The sequence below is a fragment of the Chryseobacterium sp. SNU WT5 genome (genome assembly GCF_007362475.1).
Lineage (GTDB): Bacteria > Bacteroidota > Bacteroidia > Flavobacteriales > Weeksellaceae > Kaistella.
Genome location: NZ_CP041687.1, coordinates 2732544 through 2753268 on the forward strand (window position 1 = coordinate 2732544; position 20725 = coordinate 2753268).

Annotated in this window: 17 protein-coding genes; 7 read left to right on the plus strand and 10 right to left on the minus strand. The window is 35.7% G+C overall.

Translation table 11 applies throughout. From position 1 onward, the window contains the following. Positions 1 to 12: 12 nt before the first annotated feature. Both FNJ88_RS12930 and FNJ88_RS12935 read right to left on the minus strand, forming a co-directional pair. On the minus strand, positions 13 to 3198 hold the full coding sequence (locus FNJ88_RS12930) for a reprolysin-like metallopeptidase (protein ID WP_143853647.1): 3186 nt from the start codon (positions 3196 to 3198) through the stop codon (positions 13 to 15). Between the two features lie 194 nt (positions 3199 to 3392). Beyond that, a complete protein-coding gene (locus FNJ88_RS12935; protein WP_143853648.1) occupies positions 3393 to 4532 on the minus strand; it encodes an acyl-CoA dehydrogenase family protein in 1140 nt (379 codons plus the stop codon). Between the two features lie 185 nt (positions 4533 to 4717). Here FNJ88_RS12935 and FNJ88_RS12940 point away from each other — a divergent pair, with 185 nt between their 5' ends. Beyond that, positions 4718 to 6595: an endonuclease gene (locus FNJ88_RS12940; protein ID WP_143853649.1), complete on the plus strand. Its 1878-nt coding sequence runs from the start codon at positions 4718 to 4720 to the stop codon at positions 6593 to 6595. Here the strand turns inward: FNJ88_RS12940 and FNJ88_RS12945 are convergent, their stop codons facing one another. The 3 genes from FNJ88_RS12945 to FNJ88_RS12955 form a co-directional block, all read right to left on the minus strand. After that, positions 6596 to 7999, minus strand: coding sequence for a helix-hairpin-helix domain-containing protein (locus tag FNJ88_RS12945; RefSeq protein ID WP_143853650.1), 1404 nt, complete (start codon positions 7997 to 7999; stop codon positions 6596 to 6598). It abuts the gene before it with no gap. 83 nt (positions 8000 to 8082) lie between these two features. Then, positions 8083 to 8424 carry a MerR family transcriptional regulator gene (locus tag FNJ88_RS12950; protein WP_143853651.1) on the minus strand — a complete coding sequence of 114 codons (342 nt, stop codon included), beginning with the start codon at positions 8422 to 8424 and terminating at the stop codon, positions 8083 to 8085. Positions 8425 to 8568: 144 nt separating this feature from the next. Beyond that, positions 8569 to 9876, minus strand: a complete 1308-nt coding sequence (locus tag FNJ88_RS12955; protein WP_143853652.1) for a DEAD/DEAH box helicase — start codon at positions 9874 to 9876, stop codon at positions 8569 to 8571. Between the two features lie 226 nt (positions 9877 to 10102). Here FNJ88_RS12955 and rpsA point away from each other — a divergent pair, with 226 nt between their 5' ends. Both rpsA and FNJ88_RS12965 read left to right on the plus strand, forming a co-directional pair. Then, positions 10103 to 11902 carry a 30S ribosomal protein S1 gene (rpsA, locus tag FNJ88_RS12960; protein WP_143853653.1) on the plus strand — a complete coding sequence of 600 codons (1800 nt, stop codon included), beginning with the start codon at positions 10103 to 10105 and terminating at the stop codon, positions 11900 to 11902. A 123-nt stretch (positions 11903 to 12025) separates the two neighbouring features. Beyond that, a complete protein-coding gene (locus FNJ88_RS12965) occupies positions 12026 to 12598 on the plus strand; it encodes a hypothetical protein (RefSeq protein ID WP_143853654.1) in 573 nt (190 codons plus the stop codon). Positions 12599 to 12647: 49 nt separating this feature from the next. On the opposite strand, the gene rplS is transcribed toward FNJ88_RS12965, so the two are convergent. Then, on the minus strand, positions 12648 to 13001 hold the full coding sequence (gene rplS / locus FNJ88_RS12970) for a 50S ribosomal protein L19 (RefSeq protein ID WP_143853655.1): 354 nt from the start codon (positions 12999 to 13001) through the stop codon (positions 12648 to 12650). 533 nt (positions 13002 to 13534) lie between these two features. Here rplS and FNJ88_RS12975 point away from each other — a divergent pair. Further along, positions 13535 to 14236 carry a CoA transferase subunit A gene (locus tag FNJ88_RS12975; protein WP_143853656.1) on the plus strand — a complete coding sequence of 234 codons (702 nt, stop codon included), beginning with the start codon at positions 13535 to 13537 and terminating at the stop codon, positions 14234 to 14236. 108 nt (positions 14237 to 14344) lie between these two features. On the opposite strand, the gene FNJ88_RS12980 is transcribed toward FNJ88_RS12975, so the two are convergent. Both FNJ88_RS12980 and FNJ88_RS12985 read right to left on the minus strand, forming a co-directional pair. Continuing rightward, on the minus strand, positions 14345 to 14719 hold the full coding sequence (locus tag FNJ88_RS12980; protein ID WP_143853657.1) for a hypothetical protein: 375 nt from the start codon (positions 14717 to 14719) through the stop codon (positions 14345 to 14347). A 134-nt stretch (positions 14720 to 14853) separates the two neighbouring features. After that, positions 14854 to 16641, minus strand: a complete 1788-nt coding sequence (locus FNJ88_RS12985; RefSeq protein WP_143853658.1) for an ABC transporter ATP-binding protein — start codon at positions 16639 to 16641, stop codon at positions 14854 to 14856. A 126-nt stretch (positions 16642 to 16767) separates the two neighbouring features. Between FNJ88_RS12985 and FNJ88_RS12990 the strand changes: the two genes are divergently transcribed. Continuing rightward, complete coding sequence (locus tag FNJ88_RS12990; protein WP_143853659.1) at positions 16768 to 17421, plus strand: 3-oxoacid CoA-transferase subunit B; 654 nt, start codon at positions 16768 to 16770, stop codon at positions 17419 to 17421. Between the two features lie 97 nt (positions 17422 to 17518). On the opposite strand, the gene FNJ88_RS12995 is transcribed toward FNJ88_RS12990, so the two are convergent. Then, positions 17519 to 18262 carry a dienelactone hydrolase family protein gene (locus FNJ88_RS12995; protein ID WP_143853660.1) on the minus strand — a complete coding sequence of 248 codons (744 nt, stop codon included), beginning with the start codon at positions 18260 to 18262 and terminating at the stop codon, positions 17519 to 17521. A gap of 470 nt (positions 18263 to 18732) precedes the next feature. On the opposite strand from FNJ88_RS12995, the gene FNJ88_RS13000 reads away from it, so the two are divergent. Continuing rightward, positions 18733 to 19095, plus strand: a complete 363-nt coding sequence (locus tag FNJ88_RS13000) for a cupin domain-containing protein (RefSeq protein WP_143853661.1) — start codon at positions 18733 to 18735, stop codon at positions 19093 to 19095. 55 nt (positions 19096 to 19150) lie between these two features. Here FNJ88_RS13000 and FNJ88_RS13005 read toward each other — a convergent pair whose 3' ends face one another. Continuing rightward, a complete protein-coding gene (locus FNJ88_RS13005) occupies positions 19151 to 19585 on the minus strand; it encodes a type I restriction enzyme HsdR N-terminal domain-containing protein (RefSeq protein WP_143853662.1) in 435 nt (144 codons plus the stop codon). Positions 19586 to 19587: 2 nt separating this feature from the next. Here FNJ88_RS13005 and holA point away from each other — a divergent pair, with 2 nt between their 5' ends. Further along, positions 19588 to 20622 carry a DNA polymerase III subunit delta gene (holA, locus tag FNJ88_RS13010; RefSeq protein ID WP_143853663.1) on the plus strand — a complete coding sequence of 345 codons (1035 nt, stop codon included), beginning with the start codon at positions 19588 to 19590 and terminating at the stop codon, positions 20620 to 20622. Positions 20623 to 20725 lie beyond the last annotated feature (103 nt).

Here is a 20725-nt window from a genome sequence, read left to right on the forward strand (position 1 = left end):
TTTACTTTGAATTTATTCTTTTATGAATCTTTTGGAAGATGATCCAACCTGAATAATATAAACTCCCTTAGGAAGATTAATTAAATTCACAACGTGATCAACTATTTCTCCTGATTGAAGAAGTTTCCCACTCATATCATAAATACTGAATGCAGTTGAATCTGCGTTAGAAATATTCAGAACTTTACCTGTTACAGGATTTGGAAAGATTGAAAATTCTTTAGCTGGATTTGCTGTAGAAGCTGCAACCTCTTTTCCACTGGACATAATATTGATTGTATAATCCTCAACTTGACCATAGCTGAAATTCTCACATGGAGACGATGGTGCGGAGTAGTATTTCATCATTACGCGCATTCTTGTGGCACCCAAGGTAGCGTTGCTCGGAATGGTAATGGAGCCTGTTACTGGTGAAGTTGTAGAACCAGCTTTGGTCCATACGTTCTCGCCTGCATCTGTAAATGTTCCATTTCCATTATAGTCAATATATACTGCATATGCTTCTGAGTATTTTGTAGATCTCCAAGTAGGGGTGATCGATAATGAGTAATTTGTTCCTCTGGTTACATTAGTAGAAACTGAAGTGAAGTTTTCGTAACCTGATGTGCCTGTTGAAGAGTTGTTGATGGTATTGAATTTTACATTACCAATACGCTCGTCAGCAGTACTGTTTGCAGAAGATGAACAGTAGCTTACAGAACTGGAAAGTGTAGTAACGGAAACATTATTACTTGATACAGAAACATTCCCCGCTGCATCTTTCGCTTTAACAGAGAACGTGTAAGATGTTGAAGCAGATAAGCCAGAAACTGCATAAGAAGTTGAACTTGTAGAACCAATTAGAGAAGCGTTTTGGAATACATCATATTCTATCACTCCTACATTATCTGTTGAACCACTCCAGGAAAGATTAGTGGAGCTCGCTGTAGTACCCGATACTGATAAACTCGGTGCAGTTGGTGGAGTAGTATCAGTAGAAGAAGCTGGTGTAGTCACTGAAACTGCATTACTTGCAACAGAAATATTCCCTGCAGCATCTTTTGCTTTCACATTGAAAGAATAAGTAGTAGATGCTGAAAGTCCAGTAATGGTTGCAGATGTAGATTCTGTAGAACCTAATAATGTAGTTCCTCTGTATATGTCATATCCGGTTACTCCAACATTATCAGTTGCACCACTCCAAGATAAATTAGTTGAAGTAGATGTAGTTCCGGAAGCAGAAAGAACAGGAGCCTTAGGTGCTACTGTGTCTCCAGCTCCAGCTGATACTGAAATGTTGCTTTTGTTTACGTTAAAGAAAACATGATTTGTTCCTTTCACCATAATTCTACCTGTAGAAGTTGATGTATTTGGAATAGTCACGTTTTGAGATCCGTCATTTGGTGTTGCAGATAACAACGTTGACCATGTATTTCCACTGTCGGTAGACCATAGAATATCAACATTTGCTGCGTTCACTCCATTAGAAGTAGTTCCTGCAACATTCCAGGTAACTGCTTGTGAAGATCCACCAGTATAAGAAGTTGAAGATGACTGTGATGTTACTGCGAATGGTCCTGCACTAGAATTTACTGAAATTACGGCATCATCTGAATTATTTCCTGATCCACCAGGTCTGTTATCACGAACAGTATATCTGAAATTGAGTGTTCTACCAACAGAAGATAAAGCTTCTACCGTAATTTCTGGACTTGCAGTTGTAGTAGAACCTGCTAAAACAGACTGCATTCTTGGGAAATATCTTGTAGGAGATGTTGTTGGCATATAACTTCTAAAGTTTACACCTGTTGTTTTTGTGGCACTTGGCGCATCCGCATTTGCTTGATTGTCCATCTGTTCCCAAATATAGGTTAGTGCATCACCATTTGCATCCGTAGAGGTACCAGTTAACATGAACGGGGTACTTTTGGGAATCGTATAATCTGCGCCAGCATTTGCAGTTGGAATTGAATTACCAGTTGAAGTAGTTACAGGGCAAGTCTTGGATTTAATATTATTAGTTATTTGCTGAATAGTTACAGCATGGAAATAGGGATCAGAATGAGGCTGAACGTCCACATTTGTAATTCCTGCATAACCCATAATAGTTGATCCGGATCCTGGTTCCATTTGTACTCCTGTTCCTTCATTTGATTTAGTAAACGTATGATTTCCACCAAATTGATGACCCATTTCGTGTGCCACGTAATCAATATCAAAGTTATCTCCTGATGGATTATTGTCTGAAGGAGAAGTGATTCCTTTTCCTTTAGAACCGTTTACACAAACACATCCGATACAACCTGCGTTTCCGCCACCGCCAGACGCACCAAATAAGTGTCCAATATCATAATTAGACTCGCCAATTACAGAGGTTAGAGTAGATTGAAGTTGGCCATTCCATTGCGACATTGAAGAAGAGTTGGAATAAGGATCAGTTGAAGCGTTGGTATATATTACCGAATCATTATTTGAGATAATGATCATTCGAGCAGAGAAGTCTTTTTGAAAAACTCCGTTAACACGAGTCATGGTGTTGTTCATCGCTGCCAAGGCCTTAGCTTTCGTTCCCCCGAAATAGGCTGTATATTCACCTGTACAGGAAAGTGCAAGACGGAAAGTTCTAAGTACGGCATCATCTGCATTAGGTCGGGCAGTTAAATCTTCTCCTAACTGAGATTTAGCATCATCAATTGTCAGACATTCAAATTTATTTAAATTGTCCTTTTTATCTGACCGCTGATAAACCACGTAAGATGAGGCATCAGTAGTGTAAGGTTCAATAAAAACTGCAGAATTATCACTGCTGATTTCCATAGAGGATAAACCCAGAGGTGATAAGCTGAAATAAACTACGTTAGCTGGATTAGCTAAGCTTTGTCCAACATAAGACTTAATCTCTGGATATTTCGCAGCCAATGCAGGATCGAAATTTGAATTTTCGGAAACTTTAAAATCTTCCATTTTTCCGCCAACGGATGGCAAAGTAATAATGGTGGCCGATTTTTCATTAACTGCCAGTTTGTTAGGCGAGCCTTTCAAAGCTGATTTGAGACCTTCAACGTTCAGGTTGAATAATTTTGGATTAGCAATAGAAGCTTTGTTCGCTAAAACTTCACTACTTGCAGATCTGCCTGCATTCGTCCATAAAGAGCTGGTTTGTCCATAGGAGAGACCAGCAATTGCTGCGAAAGCAAAAGATAGAATTTGTGTTTTCATTAATTGTGTTTTATTAATAATTTAAGACCGTCAAATGTATAAATTATTTTCAAACAAACGCATAAATATATGTCGAAAATGATATTTTTTTATTGAAAATTTATGAAAACAATAATCTCGAATTCTTCTTCAAAATTGTTAAAAATGAAAAAAACACCGATAATTCGGTGTTTTTGATAATATTTAGAAAAAATTTACTTAGAAATTTCTCTTCCAATAACCAGCCTTTGTATTTCTGAAGTTCCCTCGCCGATCGTACAAAGTTTTGAATCTCTATAGTATTTTTCTGCAGGAAAATCTTTTGTATAGCCGTAACCACCAAAAATCTGAACTGCATTATTAGCTATTCTTACACAAGCTTCGGAAGCGTAGAGTTTTGCCATTGCACCTTCTTTGGTCATTGGTTGTTTTGCATTTTTTAAATTAGATGCACGTTGAATTAATAATTCTGCTGCGTCAATTTCTGTTGCCATATCAGCAAGCATGAAGTTGATTGCCTGGAACTCATTAATTGCTTTTCCAAACTGATGTCTCTCTAATGAGTATTTTAGAGCCGCTTTGTAAGCTCCTCTTGCAGTTCCTAAGCTTAATGCAGCAATCGAAATTCTACCACCGTCAAGTATTTTCATTGCTTGTTTGAAACCAGAACCTACTTCTCCTAATCGATTAGCATCTGAAACGCGTACGCTATCAAAAATTAATTCTGCGGTTTCGGAAGCGCGCATTCCTAATTTATTTTCTTTTTTTCCTGACGTAAATCCGGGCATACCTTTTTCTAAAACAAATGCAGTTGAGTTATTACGTGCTCCCTTTTCGCCGGTTCTCGTCATTACTACTGCAATATCTCCTGAGATAGCATGTGTAATAAAGTTTTTGGCACCATTAATAATCCAATCATCTCCATCTTTCACTGCAGTTGTGTTCATCCCACCAGAATCAGAACCAGTGTTATGTTCTGTTAATCCCCATGCTCCAATCACTTTACCAGATGCAAGTTGCGGTAACCATTTGTGTCTCTGTTCTTCAGATCCAAACTCATAGATGTGATTTGTACAAAGAGAATTATGTGCTGCAACAGAAAGTCCAATTGAAGGATCAACTTGCGATATTTCATCTAAAATAGTCACATATTCGTGATATCCTAATCCTGATCCACCATATTCTTCTGGAATAACAATACCCATAAAGCCCATTTCACCCAGTTGATGAAATAGTTCTACAGGAAAGGTTTGGCTTTCATCCCAATCCATAATATTTGGACGGATTTTTTTTTCTGCAAAATCTCTTGCGGTTTCTGCAATCATATTAAGGTTGTGAGTAGTCTCGCTGTTCATAGAATATATTTGTTTTCAAAGATAAAGAAAATGTATAAAGTGCTGAAATAATTTCACAGTTAAAACATTAATTAATTATTATATGAATAATCAATAATATCATATTTGAGCCACTTGGTATTATTACTTGTCGTTTAAATAGCTAATTTTGATATATCTTGTAAATTTGATTCAATTACTGACTTATGAAAAAATTTTTATTCTATTTCGTATTCTTTCCAATTTTAGGGTTTTCACAAGCTCCTCCTACTTATTATTCAGGTACTGAAAGTTTGGTTGGGTATCAATTAAAGACAAAACTTCACGATATTATTTCCTCGAAACCTATTACTTGGAATTATAGTGATCTGCCAATATTTTATAATGATACAGATATTGACCATCATTATGATTATGATGCTTCAAATTCGATTTATTTACTGGATATGTATAGCAATAATCCCACTGGTGCCAGTGCTTATCATTATACCGGTTCTCAATTAATCAGTACTGCCGGGCAAGAAGGATTAGGTTATAATAGAGAACATATTATGCCACAGAGCACGTTTGATAGCAATTACCCAATGTACTCGGATCTGTTTTTTGTGATTCCAACTGATGCTAGAATTAATCAGATTCGAAATAATTTCCCTTTCGGAATAGGAGGAGCTGTAAATTACACTGTATTTTCAAATGGATCTAGAATGAGTAATAATGCTACCCCCAATTCTGGATATACAGGAAGAGTTTATGAGCCTCATGCTGAATTTAAAGGAGATATTGCCAGAAGTCTACTGTATTTTGCAGTTCGGTATGAAGGGAAATTAAATTCCTTTAAGTTTGATAATGGTACTTCAGCCGCTAATGATAGAAATCCTCTCGATGGGACGGAAGAAAAATCATTTGAAGATTGGTACGTGAATATGTTATTAAAATGGCATAATGAAGATCCAGTATCTCCTAAAGAAATAGAACGGAATAATAATGTTTTCGCCGTACAGAAAAACCGAAATCCGTTTATTGATCATCCAGAATGGGTAGATCTAATTTGGAATCAAACTGCTTCCAGTTCAGTGCCATTAGCACCGTTAAATTTGTCCAGTACACAAATAAGCTCTTATTTCATCAATTTAAATTGGAATGATTCTCCATCTTCCGATCTACTAGGTTATAAAGTTTACCAAAATGGTCTTTATATAGGATATACAACCAATACCAGTTTTACGGTAGATCACCTATTACCTTCAACCAATTACCAGTTTTCAATCCGAGCTTACAATGATAGTTATATGGAGTCGGCAGACAGCAATTTCTTTTCGGTCGCTACATTATCTTCAGATAGGTATACTAGAGATTTAATGATTTCCAAATATTTGGAAGGTACCGATGATAATAAAGCTTTAGAGATCACTAATAAAACGGGACATGCAGTAAGTTTGAATGGTTACAAAATAAGTGCTCAATTTTATAATACGGTGAACGGTAACTATTATTTTCCTGCGCCATACGATTTAGAAGGAGTAATTAATAATAATGAAACAATCGTTATTCTACATCCCAGAGCTAATTTTAGCTGTATTACGAATAATGATGCTGCATTTCTTTCTGCTTCGCCTCAAATAAGTTTCTCGGGCAGCAATTATCTTGAATTACGATACAGATCCACTACTATTGATGCAATTGGATCCAAATATATTGATAATACTTCTTTGTTAGCTAACGTTTCACTCTATAGGATTCCTGCAATTACAGAGCCTAATAATTCTTTTACATTGTCCGAGTGGGATACTCATGCCGTGGATTATTGTGATAATATTGGAGTCTTGTCTGCTGCTAATGTTCCTAATCCGGTTGATAATGAAATTTCCATATATCCTAATCCTGTCGCTGATGCAAAGTTATTTGTGAGCGGCCAAAACCTAAGTCGATTTGAAAATGCTCAAATATTTAGTATGACAGGACAATTGATCATGACCGTTGAAAAACCTTTTAACAAGAGTAATATTGTAGAGGTACATGATCTTCCTGCAGGAATATTTTTATTAAAGTTGGGTGAGGTAACACTTCAATTTATAAAAAAATAATTATTTTAAGTACAATCTCATTTTTTGCTCTGCTTCTGGTTTAATAGCCATAAGCTTAAATATTTTTTTTTCATCCGGGTAAGAAATACGGTAATAGATGATCTTATCAGCGTAATATTTAAAATATGGATGGTTTTTTAGAAAGGACTCCGGCGCATCGATCAAAGTATATTTTGTCACACTATTGCTATTTAAAGGGGCTATGTTTACGAGTCTTTCAGCTAAATCTTTATCTATATTATATGTTTCTATAATCTGTTTTTTATTGACAAACCCACCTAATTTATTTCTAAATCCTATTAAGCTTGCGGCACTCTTCTCGTCAAAACCAAACTCAATTAATTGGTTAAATTTCATCTGGTTCAATTCAGTTGTCTGAAAATCGGTTTTTGTAACTTTAATATCTTGTGTTTTGGAACTGTGATATTGATTATCTGCTGATTTTACTGCTTCGGAGTTGCTGCTTTTTGAACCTGTGGAAGTTAAAATAATGTATGGTTTTAATTTTTCAAATTTTTCTTCTGAGATAACAAAACAACTTGCAATTTGATCGAAGGTCGTAAACTTCCCTTTCAAATTTTTATCTCTGTAATTAATAATTACTTGAGCTTGCTTTGGTGAAAATCCAAGTTTTTGCCAGCCTTCTAAATTAGTGGTGTTAGGATCAAACGGCTGATAATTGATCTCGGGTTTTACAGGTGAGCTATCCTTCTGATAGACTGTAGGGTTTTTAACAGTGTTATTGAGTGTTGACTTTTCAGGAAGTAGAAGATAAGGAGCTAGCCTTTGGTAATTTTCATCACTAATGGTATAACATTCTTTAAATTTCTCTTTACTGATGAAACTGCCGCCAAGATAATTCTTGTATTTTAAAATTGAAAGTGCTTGTTTTTCTGAAAAACCAAGATTAATGAAATCTGTCAAAGAATAATGATCGGGATTAAATTTTCCCGCAATTTTGAGCTCTTTTTTAGGTTTAGAGTGGTACGTATTAGAATTATAATCTGAGAAATTCTTTACAAATGATTGTCTTTTTGAAGAACTTTCCGGTAATAATATATAGGGTTCCAGCTCTTGATACTTTTCCGCTGAGACTGCGTAACATTTTTTAAACTGTTCTTTTGAGATAAAATATCCTCCAACTACTGATTTGTATTTTAGTAAGGTGGCGACCTGTCTTTCAGAAAATCCCAAATTTATCCAGTCGTTTTTATCCAGATCGTTTGGATCAAACTCTTGTAACATCTTACGCTCCGTAGTATTGTTTTCGGTAAAAGTAGGTTCGGGAACAGAAGGAGGATTATTTGAATTGTAAAAATATAATCCAGCGCCTAAAATTATAACGGAAGTGAGAAATCCTAAAAAATAATTTTTAGCCGCAGACATCTGTACTGAATATCGCATATCGTGTTTTCAGTAAAAATAAGGGCTATTTTAGGTATTTATTTAGTTGAATACACCTAAGTTAAACGTGAATTAAACCCTTTTCATTCAGGTGAATCTACTAGAGATTCTTTTAGTTTTTGTAATTCTGCTTTTACAAACTCAAGCCGGTCAATCATTGAAACGGTTTCAGATATTTTGGAATTGGTGGTAAGAGCGACTCGTGCCCCATCTAAGGTGTAGCCTTTTTCCTTGACCAGATGATAAATCATTTTAAGGTTTTTAATATCCTCTGGAGTGAAGTATCGGTTGCCCTTTTTATTCTTTTTCGGTTTAATGATCGGGAATTCCTGTTCCCAATAACGGATCAGTGATGCGTTCACATCAAAGGCTTTGGAAACCTCACCAATCGAATAATAGAGTTTGTCAGGTAAATTAACTTTCATTTTAATAGGTCAAAGAACAAAAATACATAATATTAAAGAATTCGTGTAAACAAAATTGATCATCTTAAAAAACCGCATTGTTTTTATTTGAGATGAATTAGTACCTCCAATGATTGCCTGAAATTTTTCTTTAGAGAGCTTATTTTAATAAGCGATCTCAATTTTTAATTTCTTATTCTTAAGCCTTTGGTTAACAAGTTTCTTTAATAATTCTATCACTTTTTGTCTGTTAACGGCTACGTATGAAGTCGTATCTTTAACTTCAATCAAGCCGATATCATCTTTTTCCAAACCTCCTTTCTTAATTAAAAATCCTACGATATCTACTTTGTTTACCTTGTCTTTTTTACCGGCACTTATATAAATGGTAAGGAAAGGAGTTCTGGCGGGCATTTTATAATCCTGTGTTAGCTTTTCTTCTGGTGTATTATTTTTAATAAATGGAAAATTTTCATCTTCGGTCATAATTAAATATACGTAACCTTTTGCATTCATCCTTGCGGTTCTGCCATTTCTGTGAATGAAAGCATCTTCTTTTGGGGGCAATTGATAATGAACAATAGATTCTACTTCCGGAATATCTAAACCGCGTGAAGCAAGATCAGTCGTTATTAAAATTCTAGATGAATCATTTTTGAATTTAAGTAAAGCACGTTCTCTTTCATCTTGTTCCATTCCCCCATGAAAAGTCTCTCTCGAAATTCCTTTTTCCTTGAGCAGTTCGGAAATACGGTCAACCGCGTCTCGGTGATTACAGAAAATAAGCGTTCGCTTGTTACCGATTTTGCACAATAAAGAAAATAAGGTGTCTAGTTTCTCTTCAGAAGTAGTTATTACTTTTCTTAGTTGAAAATCTGGTTTTATTTCTAAAACTTTTAAGAAATCTACTTTTTCTGGACGGCTTACTCCAGTAAATTCGGGAATTTCCGGCATTGCAGTGGCAGAGGTCAATATTCTTTGCTTAAGATTCGGCATTTCGTTGATAATGAAACTCATGTCTTCATGAAAGCCAAATTCCAGTGATTTGTCAAACTCATCTAAAACCATTGTTTCAATCGTTGTTGGATCAAAATTGTCGTTTTTTAAATGGTAAGCGATTCTACCTGGTGTTCCAATTAATAGAGCAGGAGCTTGGATGAGGTTGTTGACTTCTATTTTTTTATCATGTCCTCCATAACAATAGGTTACCTTATAATCAGTGCCCATACTTTTGAAAACCTGTTCGATTTGCAAAGCCAATTCCCGGGATGGAACAATAATAATAGCTTGAATGCCAGCCGTTCTCGTGTTTAAGTTTCTAAGAATAGGGAACAGAAATCCTAGTGTTTTCCCTGAACCGGTCGGGGAGAGTAGAATAACATCTTTATGATTTTCCGAGGCTTTGTATGTGGTTTTTTGCATTTGATTCATGTCCTGAATCTGCAAGTTTTGATAGATTGTCTGTAAGTCCATTTTGCAAAGATAAGGCAATGCATTTATTAATGTCTTGTGAAATTAATAAATGAATCGAAATTTCCTTAAAAATGATAGGAATTATGAAATAATAGCGTATTTTTGCACGACTTTTTGTGGAAGTATTTGGCAAGGTTAAAACATTAACAATTAACATCTTCTGTATTTTTTCATAGTACCACATTAGGCCAGATATTGAAAAATAGAGAATACAAATTATTTTATTATGTCAGAAACGACAGACAAAGCAGTGGTTCTTTTGAATCAAAACGTAGCTCCAGAACAGTTTGATTGGGATTCATTTGAATCAGGTCTTGATGCTGAATCTAGACAAGAGAAGAGCGATTTAGAAGAAATCTACAACGGATCTCTAAACAATCTTCAAGACAATGACGTTCTTATTGGTAAAGTTGTAAGACTAACTGATAAAGAAGCGATCGTTGACATCAACTTCAAATCTGAAGGAGTTATTTCTCTAAACGAATTCCGTTACAACCCAGGACTTGCTGCAGGTGATGAGGTAGAAGTAATGGTTGATAGAAGAGAAGACAAATCAGGTCAATTACAATTATCTCACAGAAAAGCAAGAACGCTTAAAGCTTGGGATAAAGTAAACGAACTTCACGAAACTGGAGAAATCGTAAACGGTTTTGTTAAATCAAGAACTAAAGGAGGTATGATCGTAGATGTTCTCGGTATTGAAGCATTCTTACCAGGATCACAAATCGACGTGAAACCAATTAAAGATTATGATCAATTCGTTGGTAAAACAATGGAATTCAAAGTTGTTAAAATCAATCCTGAGTTTAAAAACGTAGTAGTCTCTCACAAAGCATTGATCGAAGCAGATATCGAAGGTCAGAAAAAAGAAATCATCGCACAATTAGAAAAAGGTCAGGTATTAGAAGGTACTGTTAAGAATATTACTTCTTACGGTGTATTCGTTGACTTAGGTGGTGTTGATGGATTAATCCACATTACAGATCTTTCTTGGAGTAGAGTTAATCACCCATCAGAAATCTTAGAGGACGGACAAGTTGTAAAAGTTGTAATCCTTGATTTTGATGATGAGAAAACAAGAATCCAGTTAGGTATGAAGCAATTAGAAGCTCATCCTTGGGATGCTCTTTCTGCTGACATGAAAGTTGGAGACAAAGTAAAAGGTAAAGTAGTTGTACTTGCTGATTACGGTGCATTCGTAGAAGTAGCTCCAGGTGTTGAAGGTCTAATTCACGTTTCAGAAATGTCTTGGTCAACTCACTTAAGAAGTGCAGGTGATTTTGTAAAAGTAGGAGACGAGGTTGAAGCAGAAGTTTTAACTTTAGACAGAGAAGACAGAAAAATTTCTTTGGGTATGAAGCAATTAAGCCAAGATCCATGGTCTAATATCGAAGCTAAATATCCAGTAGGTTCTGAGCACACAGGAATTGTAAGAAACTTTACAAACTTCGGTGTATTCGTAGAATTGGAAGAAGGTATCGATGGATTGATCTATATTTCAGATCTATCTTGGACTAAGAAAATCAAGCATCCATCAGAATTCTGTGCAGTTGGAGATCAATTGAAAGTTGTTGTTCTGGAATTAGATACAGCAGCTAGAAGATTGTCTTTAGGTCACAAACAATTACAGGAAAATCCTTGGGATAAATTCGAAACTAAATATGCTGAAGGAACTGTACATGCAGGAACTGCAACTGAAGTTTTCGATAAAGGAGCTCAAGTTCAATTCGAAGATGCTGAAGTTGAAGCATTCTGTCCATCAAGATTATTAGAGAAGGAAGACGGATCTAAGATCAAGAAAGGAGATAGCGCAGATTTCAAAGTAATCGAATTCAACAAAGAATTCAAAAGAGTAGTAGTTTCTCATACAGGAATCTTCAGAGACGAAGAAAAGAAAAATGTAAGAGAGCAATCTTCTAATCAATCATCTAACAAATCAACTGGTTCTTCTCAAAACGAAGAAAAATCAACTCTTGGTGATTTAGACGTATTAGCAGAATTGAAAAAGAAAATGGAAGGTAAATAAACCTTAGTTTTCAAATTCTATAGAACGCCTCATTAATTTGAGGCGTTTTTTTTACGTAAATTTGGTCAACTTGAAATAGGAGATAGGACCTTACACATTCCTTTTCTTTAACATCATTTACTTATGCAAACATTCTTTAATTTTGGTCTCAATTCTAAAGGAATTATTTCAACTCAGTTTCTAAATTTGGGTTATCATGATTTTATTTCTGCCTCTGATTATGTAAAAGGTTTATCGTATAAAAGAAATGCGAACAAAGAGGATCAACTTTGTCTATTTAAAGATAGCGGCGGGACTTGTAGTACAAAGCACGCAGTATTAAAGAATCTTGCAATTGAAAATGATTTTTCGAACACGAAATTAATGTTGGGGATTTTTCTGATGAATGAAAACAACACTCCTAAGATTGCAACAGTTTTAAAGAAATATAATTTAGATGAAATGCCCGAAGCACATAATTACTTAAGGTATCAACATCAGATTTTAGACTGCACACGGAAGCATTCCAGTGCCGCAGATTTTGTAAATGATTTGGTTGAAGAAGTTGAAATAGAACCCTCTCAGATCACCAATTTTAAAGAACAATATCATCGGGATTACCTAAAAAGATATTTGAACCAAAATCCTTCTATTCCCTACAATTTAGAATCTTTTTGGAAGATAAGAGAAGAATGTATCGAGGCTTTACAGCACTAAAAAACCCATCAAAATAAATTGATGGGTTTTTCTAATATCGTAATCGAGATTATTTTTTGTAAGCAGCGTCTTTAATTCTCGCTTTTTTACCTCTAAGTTGTTTGAAGTAGAAAATTCTTGCTCTTCTAACTTTACCTCTTCTGTCGATTTCAATTTTTTGCAAAGCTGGCATGTTCATTGGGAAAACTCTCTGTACTCCAACATCACCACTCATTTTTCTGATGGTAAAAGTTTTAGTTGCACCGGTTCCTCTCAACTGAAGTACTACTCCTTTAAAGAACTGAGTTCTGGTTTTAGCACCCTCTCTAATTTCGTAATACACAGTGATCGTGTCACCTGCTTTGAATTTTGGGAATTCTTTTTTTGCAATGTACTTGTCTTGTACGTACTGTAATAAATCCATTTTTTTTATAAAAAAATTTGTTTTGTCAAGCTAAGCAACGTTCACGCCCTTCGTCAGAGGTTGATTAACAGGTTGCAAAAATACTACAAAAAACACAATCCACCAACACTTTAGGAAAATAAATCACCAGAAAACATCTATTAAAGATAAGCGGTCTTTTTTCTTGTGGGCGTGCCCTTCCCTCGCTTTTTTCGCGCGGCAAAGCCACGCGAAAAAAGCTCACTCAGGTCGGGCTATCCGCTCTATCTTTTTTGCCCTTGCTTTTGCCCTCGCAAAAAAAGGATGACGCTACTATCCCTCACGCAATGCTAATCTCAATATGATTTTCATTGAGTTCTATATTATAAATTTTCAGATTTTTTTCTTCTTTATAATTTTAATTAAATAAGAAGTTCGGAAAAATTATTAAATCCGATTGGAATAAAAAATGAAAACTACAGTTGTTTTACGCAAAACATAACTTGAATGTCGTGGCCTTCAGCTTGAATTTCCAAAATAAATCGTAAATTTCAGCCACCAAATTATATCATGATATGATCGATAAAAGAGTAAAAAATGTAAAAGATGCAATTGCTGGAATAAGCGATGGGATGACTTTAATTGTTGGGGGATTCGGCCTTTGCGGAATCCCTGAGAATTCAATTGATGCTTTAGTAGAAAGCAATGTTACCGATTTAACCTGTATTTCTAATAATGCTGGTGTTGATGATTTTGGTTTGGGATTGCTTTTACAGAAAAAACAAATTAAGAAGATGATCGCTTCCTATGTGGGCGAGAATGCAGAATTTGAACGACAAATGCTTTCGGGTGAACTGGAAGTAGAACTCACACCACAAGGAACCTTAGCAGAAAAATGCCGAGCTGCTCAATGTGGAATTCCAGCTTTTTATACCCCAGCTGGTTACGGAACGGAAGTAGCAGAAGGTAAAGAAACAAAAGACTTCGATGGTAAAATGCATATTCTGGAACACGCTTTCAAAGCAGATTTCTCTATCGTAAAAGCCTGGAAGGGAGATCACGCCGGTAATTTAATTTTCAAAGGAACTGCTCGTAACTTCAATGCTCCGATGGCAGGCGCTGGTAAAATTACCATTGCCGAAGTCGAAGAATTAGTAGAGCCAGGACAATTAGATCCCAACGAAATTCACATTCCCGGAATTATGGTTCAGAGAATTTTTCAAGGCGAAAATTTTGAGAAGAGAATTGAGCAAAGAACGGTGAGAAAGAGAGCTTAGAAATTTAAAAATTTTAATAAAGAAAAAAACATTTCTCGTGAGAGAAATGTTTTTTTTTGTGGAATAGAAGTAAATTTTATAAATGTGAATCAGTATCCATTTCCGGATTTACTTCACTATTTTTTTCTCAAAAAACAATAGAACTCCAGCGAGAAACATTGTAATAAAACTTGAAATCCAAAGGTAAAATCCAAGTCCCAGTCTGGTAATTTCTGTTGTAGCTCCGCTTTCGCCGTCCATTACCGAATCGAGTGTCAAAAAGTAAAAGCTAAGCAATAGAGAAAAAGTAACTGGTACGACTGCAAATTTCTCCTTATTTAGTACCAGAAAACCGCCAAAAAAATAAAGCGGATTTGCCAACCAAATAAGCGTTAGAAATAATCCTCCTCCCAAAACAGCCATCCACCCTGAAAGGAGTATAAATAACGAATTTGAGTAGATATCTGCCTTTGGATTGGTAACATAAAAAGGGGTAAAAAACATCGATAGAATTTAGAGGGCAATACTCACGACGGTCAGCCAGAATTGAGGACTTTTTCTTTCTTCTTTGAACATAGTGGACTATTTTATTTTAAAGTGATGCAAATCAAATTATTAAAATTTGATTATCCAATTTCTTAGGATTTCCTTTCTCCAATCTGCTGACGCCACATTGCGTAATATAATCCTTTTTCCTCCAGCAAATTCTCATGCGAACCCATCTCGATTACTTGTCCACGCTCCAAAACATAGATACGATCTGCATGCATAATGGTGCTCAAACGGTGCGCGATCAATATGGTGATTTGTGCTTTTTCGGCAGATATTTCTCTAATTGTTGTTGTAATGGCTTCTTCGGTGATACTATCTAAAGCAGAAGTGGCTTCATCAAAAATAAGCAAATGTGGTTTTCGTAACAAAGCACGTGCAATGGCAATTCTTTGCTTTTCTCCACCACTTAATTTAAACCCGCCTTCTCCGATGACAGTATTTAATCCTTCCTCTGCTCGTTCAATCAAAGTTGTAGCGCTGGATTTTCGTAGAGCCATACTTAGATCCTCATCACTTGCCCCGGGATTTACGAACAATAGATTTTCTTTTATGGTTCCGGCAAACAGTTGGGTATCCTGCGTCACGAATCCGATCTGATTTCTTAATTCATCAAAATCAAATTCATTCCCATTAATGTTATTGTAGTAGATCGCTCCCTCATTGGGACGATATAAACCAACCAACAATTTCACCAACGTACTTTTCCCTGCACCACTTGGTCCAACGAAAGCTATGGTTTCCCCATTTTGAACTTCGAAAGAAATATTGTTTAAGGCTTTATAGGCCGCTGACTGATGTTTAAAACTGACTCTACTAAACTTCAGATTGTTAATGGACCCGATCTTTTTTGGTGCAAGTGGCTTTTCTTCCGTCGGTTTCTTCATTAAATTATCAAAATTAAATAAGGAGGCCTCGGCTTCTCGGTATGAGATAATGATATTTCCGATTTCCTGCATCGGACCGAAAATAAAAAATCCGTAAAACATTAGTGATAAATACTGTCCCGGAGTGACCACATTTTTGAAAATAAGGAATAATAAAGTCAATGTGATCATTTGCTGTAAGAAATTAACAAGCGTTCCCTGAATAAAACTTAAAGATCGAATGCTTTTAACTTTTCTGAGTTCCAGCCCTAAAATTTTGTAGGTATTGCTGTTCAAACGCTTCACTTCCTGTTTGGTTAACCCCAAACTTTTTACAATTTCAATATTTCGCAAACTTTCCGTCGTACTTCCCGCTAAACTCGTAGTTTGCGATACAATGTTCTTTTGAATTTTCTTTATTCTTTTACTTAGTAAATTGGTGATAAAAGCGATAAAAAAGATTCCTACCACATAAACAGGCATAATCGCCCAATGCAGTTGAATCGCGTAAACAGAAACGAAAATAATACTTACTAAAATCCCAAAGAAAATATTGATAAAGTTGGTGATGAACTTTACAGAATCTTCTCTTACTTTAGTCAGAATCGACAAGGTCTCACCACTTCTTTGATCTTCAAATTCCTGAAAAGGCAACGCCATAGAGTGCTGCAAACCATCTGTAAAAATATTAGCTCCAAACTTTTGGGTAATTACACTTACTACATAATCTTGAAATGCTTTCGCAATTCTACTAACCATGGCAACCCCAATTAGCAGTCCCAGGAAATAAAATACCCCGTGGTAAATGTCGGTTCCGTATAAATATTCATTTAGATTTCTGGCAAGTAATTTCTCTGTATCAAAAAAATTAGGGTGGGTAACCAACTGATCAAGAATATTTCCCGTAATTGCTGGCCCAAATAGAGAGAAAACCTGATTGATCGTCGCTAATAGTAAAGATAGAATGAGCAACCATTTATGAGGTTTCAAATAACGTATAAGTGTTTTCATTTTTTAAAAATAATTGAGTGCAAAATTAAGGTTATTAATCGGTTTGTTTAGGTCACACTATAGAATGTCTTAATACCATTTGTATAGGAAATGAAAAATGAATAAATTGCAGTTCAAGTTTACACTATGCTTACAAAAGAACAAATCGCTCAGCGCATCTCAAAAGAAGTAAAAGATGGCTATTACGTCAACCTTGGAATTGGTATTCCAACTTTGGTTGCTAACTTCGTTTCTCACGATCTTTCGGTTGAATTCCAAAGTGAGAACGGCGTGTTGGGAATGGGCCCATTTCCTTTTGAAGGAGATGAAGATGCTGATCTAATAAATGCTGGGAAACAAACCATTACCACACTTCCCGGTGCTTCTTTTTTTGATTCTGCTTTCAGTTTCGGAATGATCAGAAGCAAGAAGGTAGATCTTACGATTCTTGGTGCGATGGAAGTTTCAGAGAACGGTGATATCGCCAACTGGAAAATACCTGGTAAAATGGTTAAAGGAATGGGAGGAGCTATGGATCTTGTAGCATCTGCCGAAAATATCATCGTGGCCATGATGCATGTGAACAAGGCTGGTGTAAGTAAAATTCTTAAAAAATGCACCCTTCCGCTTACTGGAGTGGGTTGTGTGAAAAAAGTAGTGACTGAAATGGCCGTCTTAGAAGTTAGGCCGAATGGTTTCAAACTTTTGGAAAGAGCACCAGGCGTATCCGTAGAAGATATCGTGAAAGCAACCGAAGCCGACTTAATCATCGAAGGAGAAATCCCTGAAATGAAGTTTTAAAATCCACTCATTTATTACATAAATAAAACCTTTTCAATTTTGAAAAGGTTTTCTCTTTTGGTTAAATATACTGGTACAGGAGTTTTTTGCTTTTTAATTACTTTAAGATCTCTTTCAAAAACATCAACGTATGATTCCAGGCACGTTTCGCCATCACTGCATTATAATCTGGCGACACTGGACTGGTAAAAGTATGTTTTGAATTGGAGTAGGTAATGATCTGCCAATCTGCTTTTCCGTCATTCATTTCTTTCACCAGTTGAGCATAATCTTCTGGACTTACACTTTCATCATCGGCCGGATGTTCAACTAGGATCTTTGCTGAAAGAGGAATATTATCTCTGGCTGCGTCTTTTGCTAAACCACCGTGAATTGAAACCACACCAACAACCGGCATATTTCCTCGAGCCGCTTCCAAAGCACCGCTACCGCCAAAGCAATAACCGATCACCGCAATTTTTCCGGGATTAGCACCGCTTTTCTTTAATTCATCCAGAGCTAAAGAAATTCTTTTCTGATATGCTTCGAAATTTTGTTTATAATATCCCGCCGTTTTTCCCGCAGAAGCATTATCGGTTGGGGTATTCCCTTCACCGTAAATATCTGCAATAAAGGCAATGTAGCCTTGTTTCTCCAGTTCAGCGGCCGCCATTTTGGCTTCATCGTCAATCCCTTTCCATGCGGGTAGGATCAAAACTCCGGGAAGTTTTTTTCCGACATTGGAGGTAACCAGTCCATTAAGTTTTTGGGCGCCATCTTTATAGGTGATTTTCTTGAGGTTCTGACTAAAGAAAGTTCCGGACACCATAATTGTTACTGTTAAGAGTAGTGATTTGATCATTTTTTTAAATTATTTAAAGGGTAAATTTAAACATAAAATTACCCGTCTGCACTTAATAGAAAATAGAATCTGTCAATGGTACCTTCCATCATTTTATTGAATACATTTTGACCAGATAGTGTACTGCTTTTTTTATTGAAATAAGAAATTAGACTTAAACACAAGCCTAAGCCTAAGCATCTGTAATCTCTAACTATTGTAATTCCGAAGGAATGTCATTATTATAATAAGTAAGTTATACCGTATTAAACGCCGAAGGCGTGACATTTTAAAAGCTGATAAAAAAAATTGAATTCCTAAAAGATAATGTTACTTTTTCAGAGTTTTAATTGATATTCTCGGATTTCTTTTATTATCATTTCACTTCTTAAGAATTGTAATTTTTATTAAGATCCAGAAATTTTATTTTTCTAAAATGAGACGTTCAACATTATTTTAATTTGTAATTTTAAACCGTTTAAAACGAAATTATGTCAAAATATAAAATCCAAAAATCACCTTTCGTTGTTCCAACAACTGACGGAAAACTCATTGAAGAGATCTGGGGAAATTCAACCGGAAACTCAAATATTTCAATCGCACATATGGTTGCGCCACCTAAATGGAGCGAACCTTTTCAAACACCGGAATTCGATGAATTTACGTATATCATTAAAGGAAAAAAGCAGTTCGAGATCGACGATGAGATCGTCATTTTAGAAACCGGACAAAGCATCATCATCGAAAAAGGAGCGCGTGTGCGTTACAGCAATCCATTCGAGGATCCATGTGATTATTTAGCGATTTGCTTACCTGCATTTTCTATGGAGCTAGTAAATAGGGAGGAATTATAACTTTTTTCGAAAGCAGCAGCAAAATTGTGAAATTAGAAGATAATTGATACTTTAATTAAAATTCACCCTTATAAAACTCATATTTTCCTCCAATAAATTTGGCGAAGATATGCTGTAAACCATTGCTCAAAATAATTTCCTCGGTCTGGAGAACCGAATTATATCTGGCAGTTTGCTCAAAAGTCTTTTCAGTCAGTTTAATATGAGGAGCTTTACATTCAACCAAAATTTTTGAAACCGTTTTTTCGGTGACGAGTAAGTCAATTCTCTTAGTTGTTCCGTTTAAGATCAATTTTTTCTCTAAGATCAGAGACGATAGATTTCGACCTTTTGTTATGTGAAAATAGTGGACCCAATGTTGTCTTACCCATTCCTCTGGCGTGAGTAGGAACCATGATTTACGAACTACATCATAAATAAAAAACTTATCTTTGTCTCTCTTGATTTCAAAGTCATAAGTCTCGTTAAAATTCAGTTTCGGAAGATCCATTTATGAAAGAATTAGATTTAATCCTCAAAAATATTAAAAATAAAGAGCTTTTGCCTATTTATTTTTTCCATGGTGAAGAGCCCTATTTTATAGATGCAGCTCTAAAATCTTTTGAAAATGATGTTCTAACAGAAGATGAGAAAGCGTTTAACCAAACGGTAGTTTACGGAAAAGATACTACTTTTTCAGAGGTACTCTCCTTAGCACGTCAGTTTCCTATGATGGGCGACAAACAGGTCATCATCCTAAAAGAAGCTCAGGATATTGTGCTTAGCGAACCTGAAAGTAAGGCATTATTGGCCTATGCCGAAAATCCGGTTGAATCCACCATCTTGGTTATCGCTTACAAGTATAAAAAAGCAGATGCACGAAAAGCATTTCTAAAAACGCTGACTAAGAATAAAATGGTGTTTTTGAGTGAAAAAATCAAAGACTACAACATTGCCAAATGGATCGATTCCGAAATTAGAACTTTAGGATTAAAAGCGAAACCCAATATTCCCAATCTATTGGCAGAATATCTAGGAGCAGATCTTTCCCGAATTTCAAATGAGTTGCAGAAACTCAAAATGATCTTAAAAGAAGGCCAACTTCTGGATGAAAAAATGATCGAAACCAATATCGGGATCAGCAAAGATTTTAATGTTTTCGAACTCATTAAAGCGCTTGGAAAAAAGGACGAAGTCAGCGCATTCCGCATAGCACATTATATGGGTAAATCAAAAACGCATACTTTTGTGATGACCACCGGAAATCTGTATAACTTCTTTTCGAACCTCATCATTTTTCATACGATGAAAGGAGAGTCGCCGCAAAATCAGGCCGCAACCATGGGAGTCAACCCTTATTTCTTGAAAGACTTTGGTGAAGCAGCAAGATTTTATAACCTAAAAAACGGTACACGCGTCATTTCTATTTTACGCGAGATCGATCTCAAAAGTAAGGGATTAGGCGCTATCAATATGACCGACAGTGATTTGCTGAAAGAAATGGTTTACAAAATTTTGCATATCGATCAATATAAGGTCAAGACTTAAAATTCTATATTTTTGGGCGACTATTTCCGCCCTCCATTCCCGCTTTTTTGTTCCACTGCGTTCCACAAAAAGAGCTCCATTCAGGTCGGGTCGCAGACTCTTA

What these genes read in the sequence shown, in the direction of transcription:
- FNJ88_RS12930 (WP_143853647.1), bottom strand. Translation starts at nt 3,198, where the DNA reads ATGAAAACACAAATTCTATCTTTTGCTTTCGCAGCAATTGCTGGTCTC.
- FNJ88_RS12935 (WP_143853648.1), bottom strand. Translation starts at nt 4,532, where the DNA reads ATGAACAGCGAGACTACTCACAACCTTAATATGATTGCAGAAACCGCA.
- FNJ88_RS12940 (WP_143853649.1), top strand. Translation starts at nt 4,718, where the DNA reads ATGAAAAAATTTTTATTCTATTTCGTATTCTTTCCAATTTTAGGGTTT.
- FNJ88_RS12945 (WP_143853650.1), bottom strand. Translation starts at nt 7,999, where the DNA reads ATGCGATATTCAGTACAGATGTCTGCGGCTAAAAATTATTTTTTAGGA.
- FNJ88_RS12950 (WP_143853651.1), bottom strand. Translation starts at nt 8,424, where the DNA reads ATGAAAGTTAATTTACCTGACAAACTCTATTATTCGATTGGTGAGGTT.
- FNJ88_RS12955 (WP_143853652.1), bottom strand. Translation starts at nt 9,876, where the DNA reads ATGGACTTACAGACAATCTATCAAAACTTGCAGATTCAGGACATGAAT.
- rpsA (WP_143853653.1), top strand. Translation starts at nt 10,103, where the DNA reads ATGTCAGAAACGACAGACAAAGCAGTGGTTCTTTTGAATCAAAACGTA.
- FNJ88_RS12965 (WP_143853654.1), top strand. Translation starts at nt 12,026, where the DNA reads ATGCAAACATTCTTTAATTTTGGTCTCAATTCTAAAGGAATTATTTCA.
- rplS (WP_143853655.1), bottom strand. Translation starts at nt 13,001, where the DNA reads ATGGATTTATTACAGTACGTACAAGACAAGTACATTGCAAAAAAAGAA.
- FNJ88_RS12975 (WP_143853656.1), top strand. Translation starts at nt 13,535, where the DNA reads ATGATCGATAAAAGAGTAAAAAATGTAAAAGATGCAATTGCTGGAATA.
- FNJ88_RS12980 (WP_143853657.1), bottom strand. Translation starts at nt 14,719, where the DNA reads ATGTTTTTTACCCCTTTTTATGTTACCAATCCAAAGGCAGATATCTAC.
- FNJ88_RS12985 (WP_143853658.1), bottom strand. Translation starts at nt 16,641, where the DNA reads ATGAAAACACTTATACGTTATTTGAAACCTCATAAATGGTTGCTCATT.
- FNJ88_RS12990 (WP_143853659.1), top strand. Translation starts at nt 16,768, where the DNA reads ATGCTTACAAAAGAACAAATCGCTCAGCGCATCTCAAAAGAAGTAAAA.
- FNJ88_RS12995 (WP_143853660.1), bottom strand. Translation starts at nt 18,262, where the DNA reads ATGATCAAATCACTACTCTTAACAGTAACAATTATGGTGTCCGGAACT.
- FNJ88_RS13000 (WP_143853661.1), top strand. Translation starts at nt 18,733, where the DNA reads ATGTCAAAATATAAAATCCAAAAATCACCTTTCGTTGTTCCAACAACT.
- FNJ88_RS13005 (WP_143853662.1), bottom strand. Translation starts at nt 19,585, where the DNA reads ATGGATCTTCCGAAACTGAATTTTAACGAGACTTATGACTTTGAAATC.
- holA (WP_143853663.1), top strand. Translation starts at nt 19,588, where the DNA reads ATGAAAGAATTAGATTTAATCCTCAAAAATATTAAAAATAAAGAGCTT.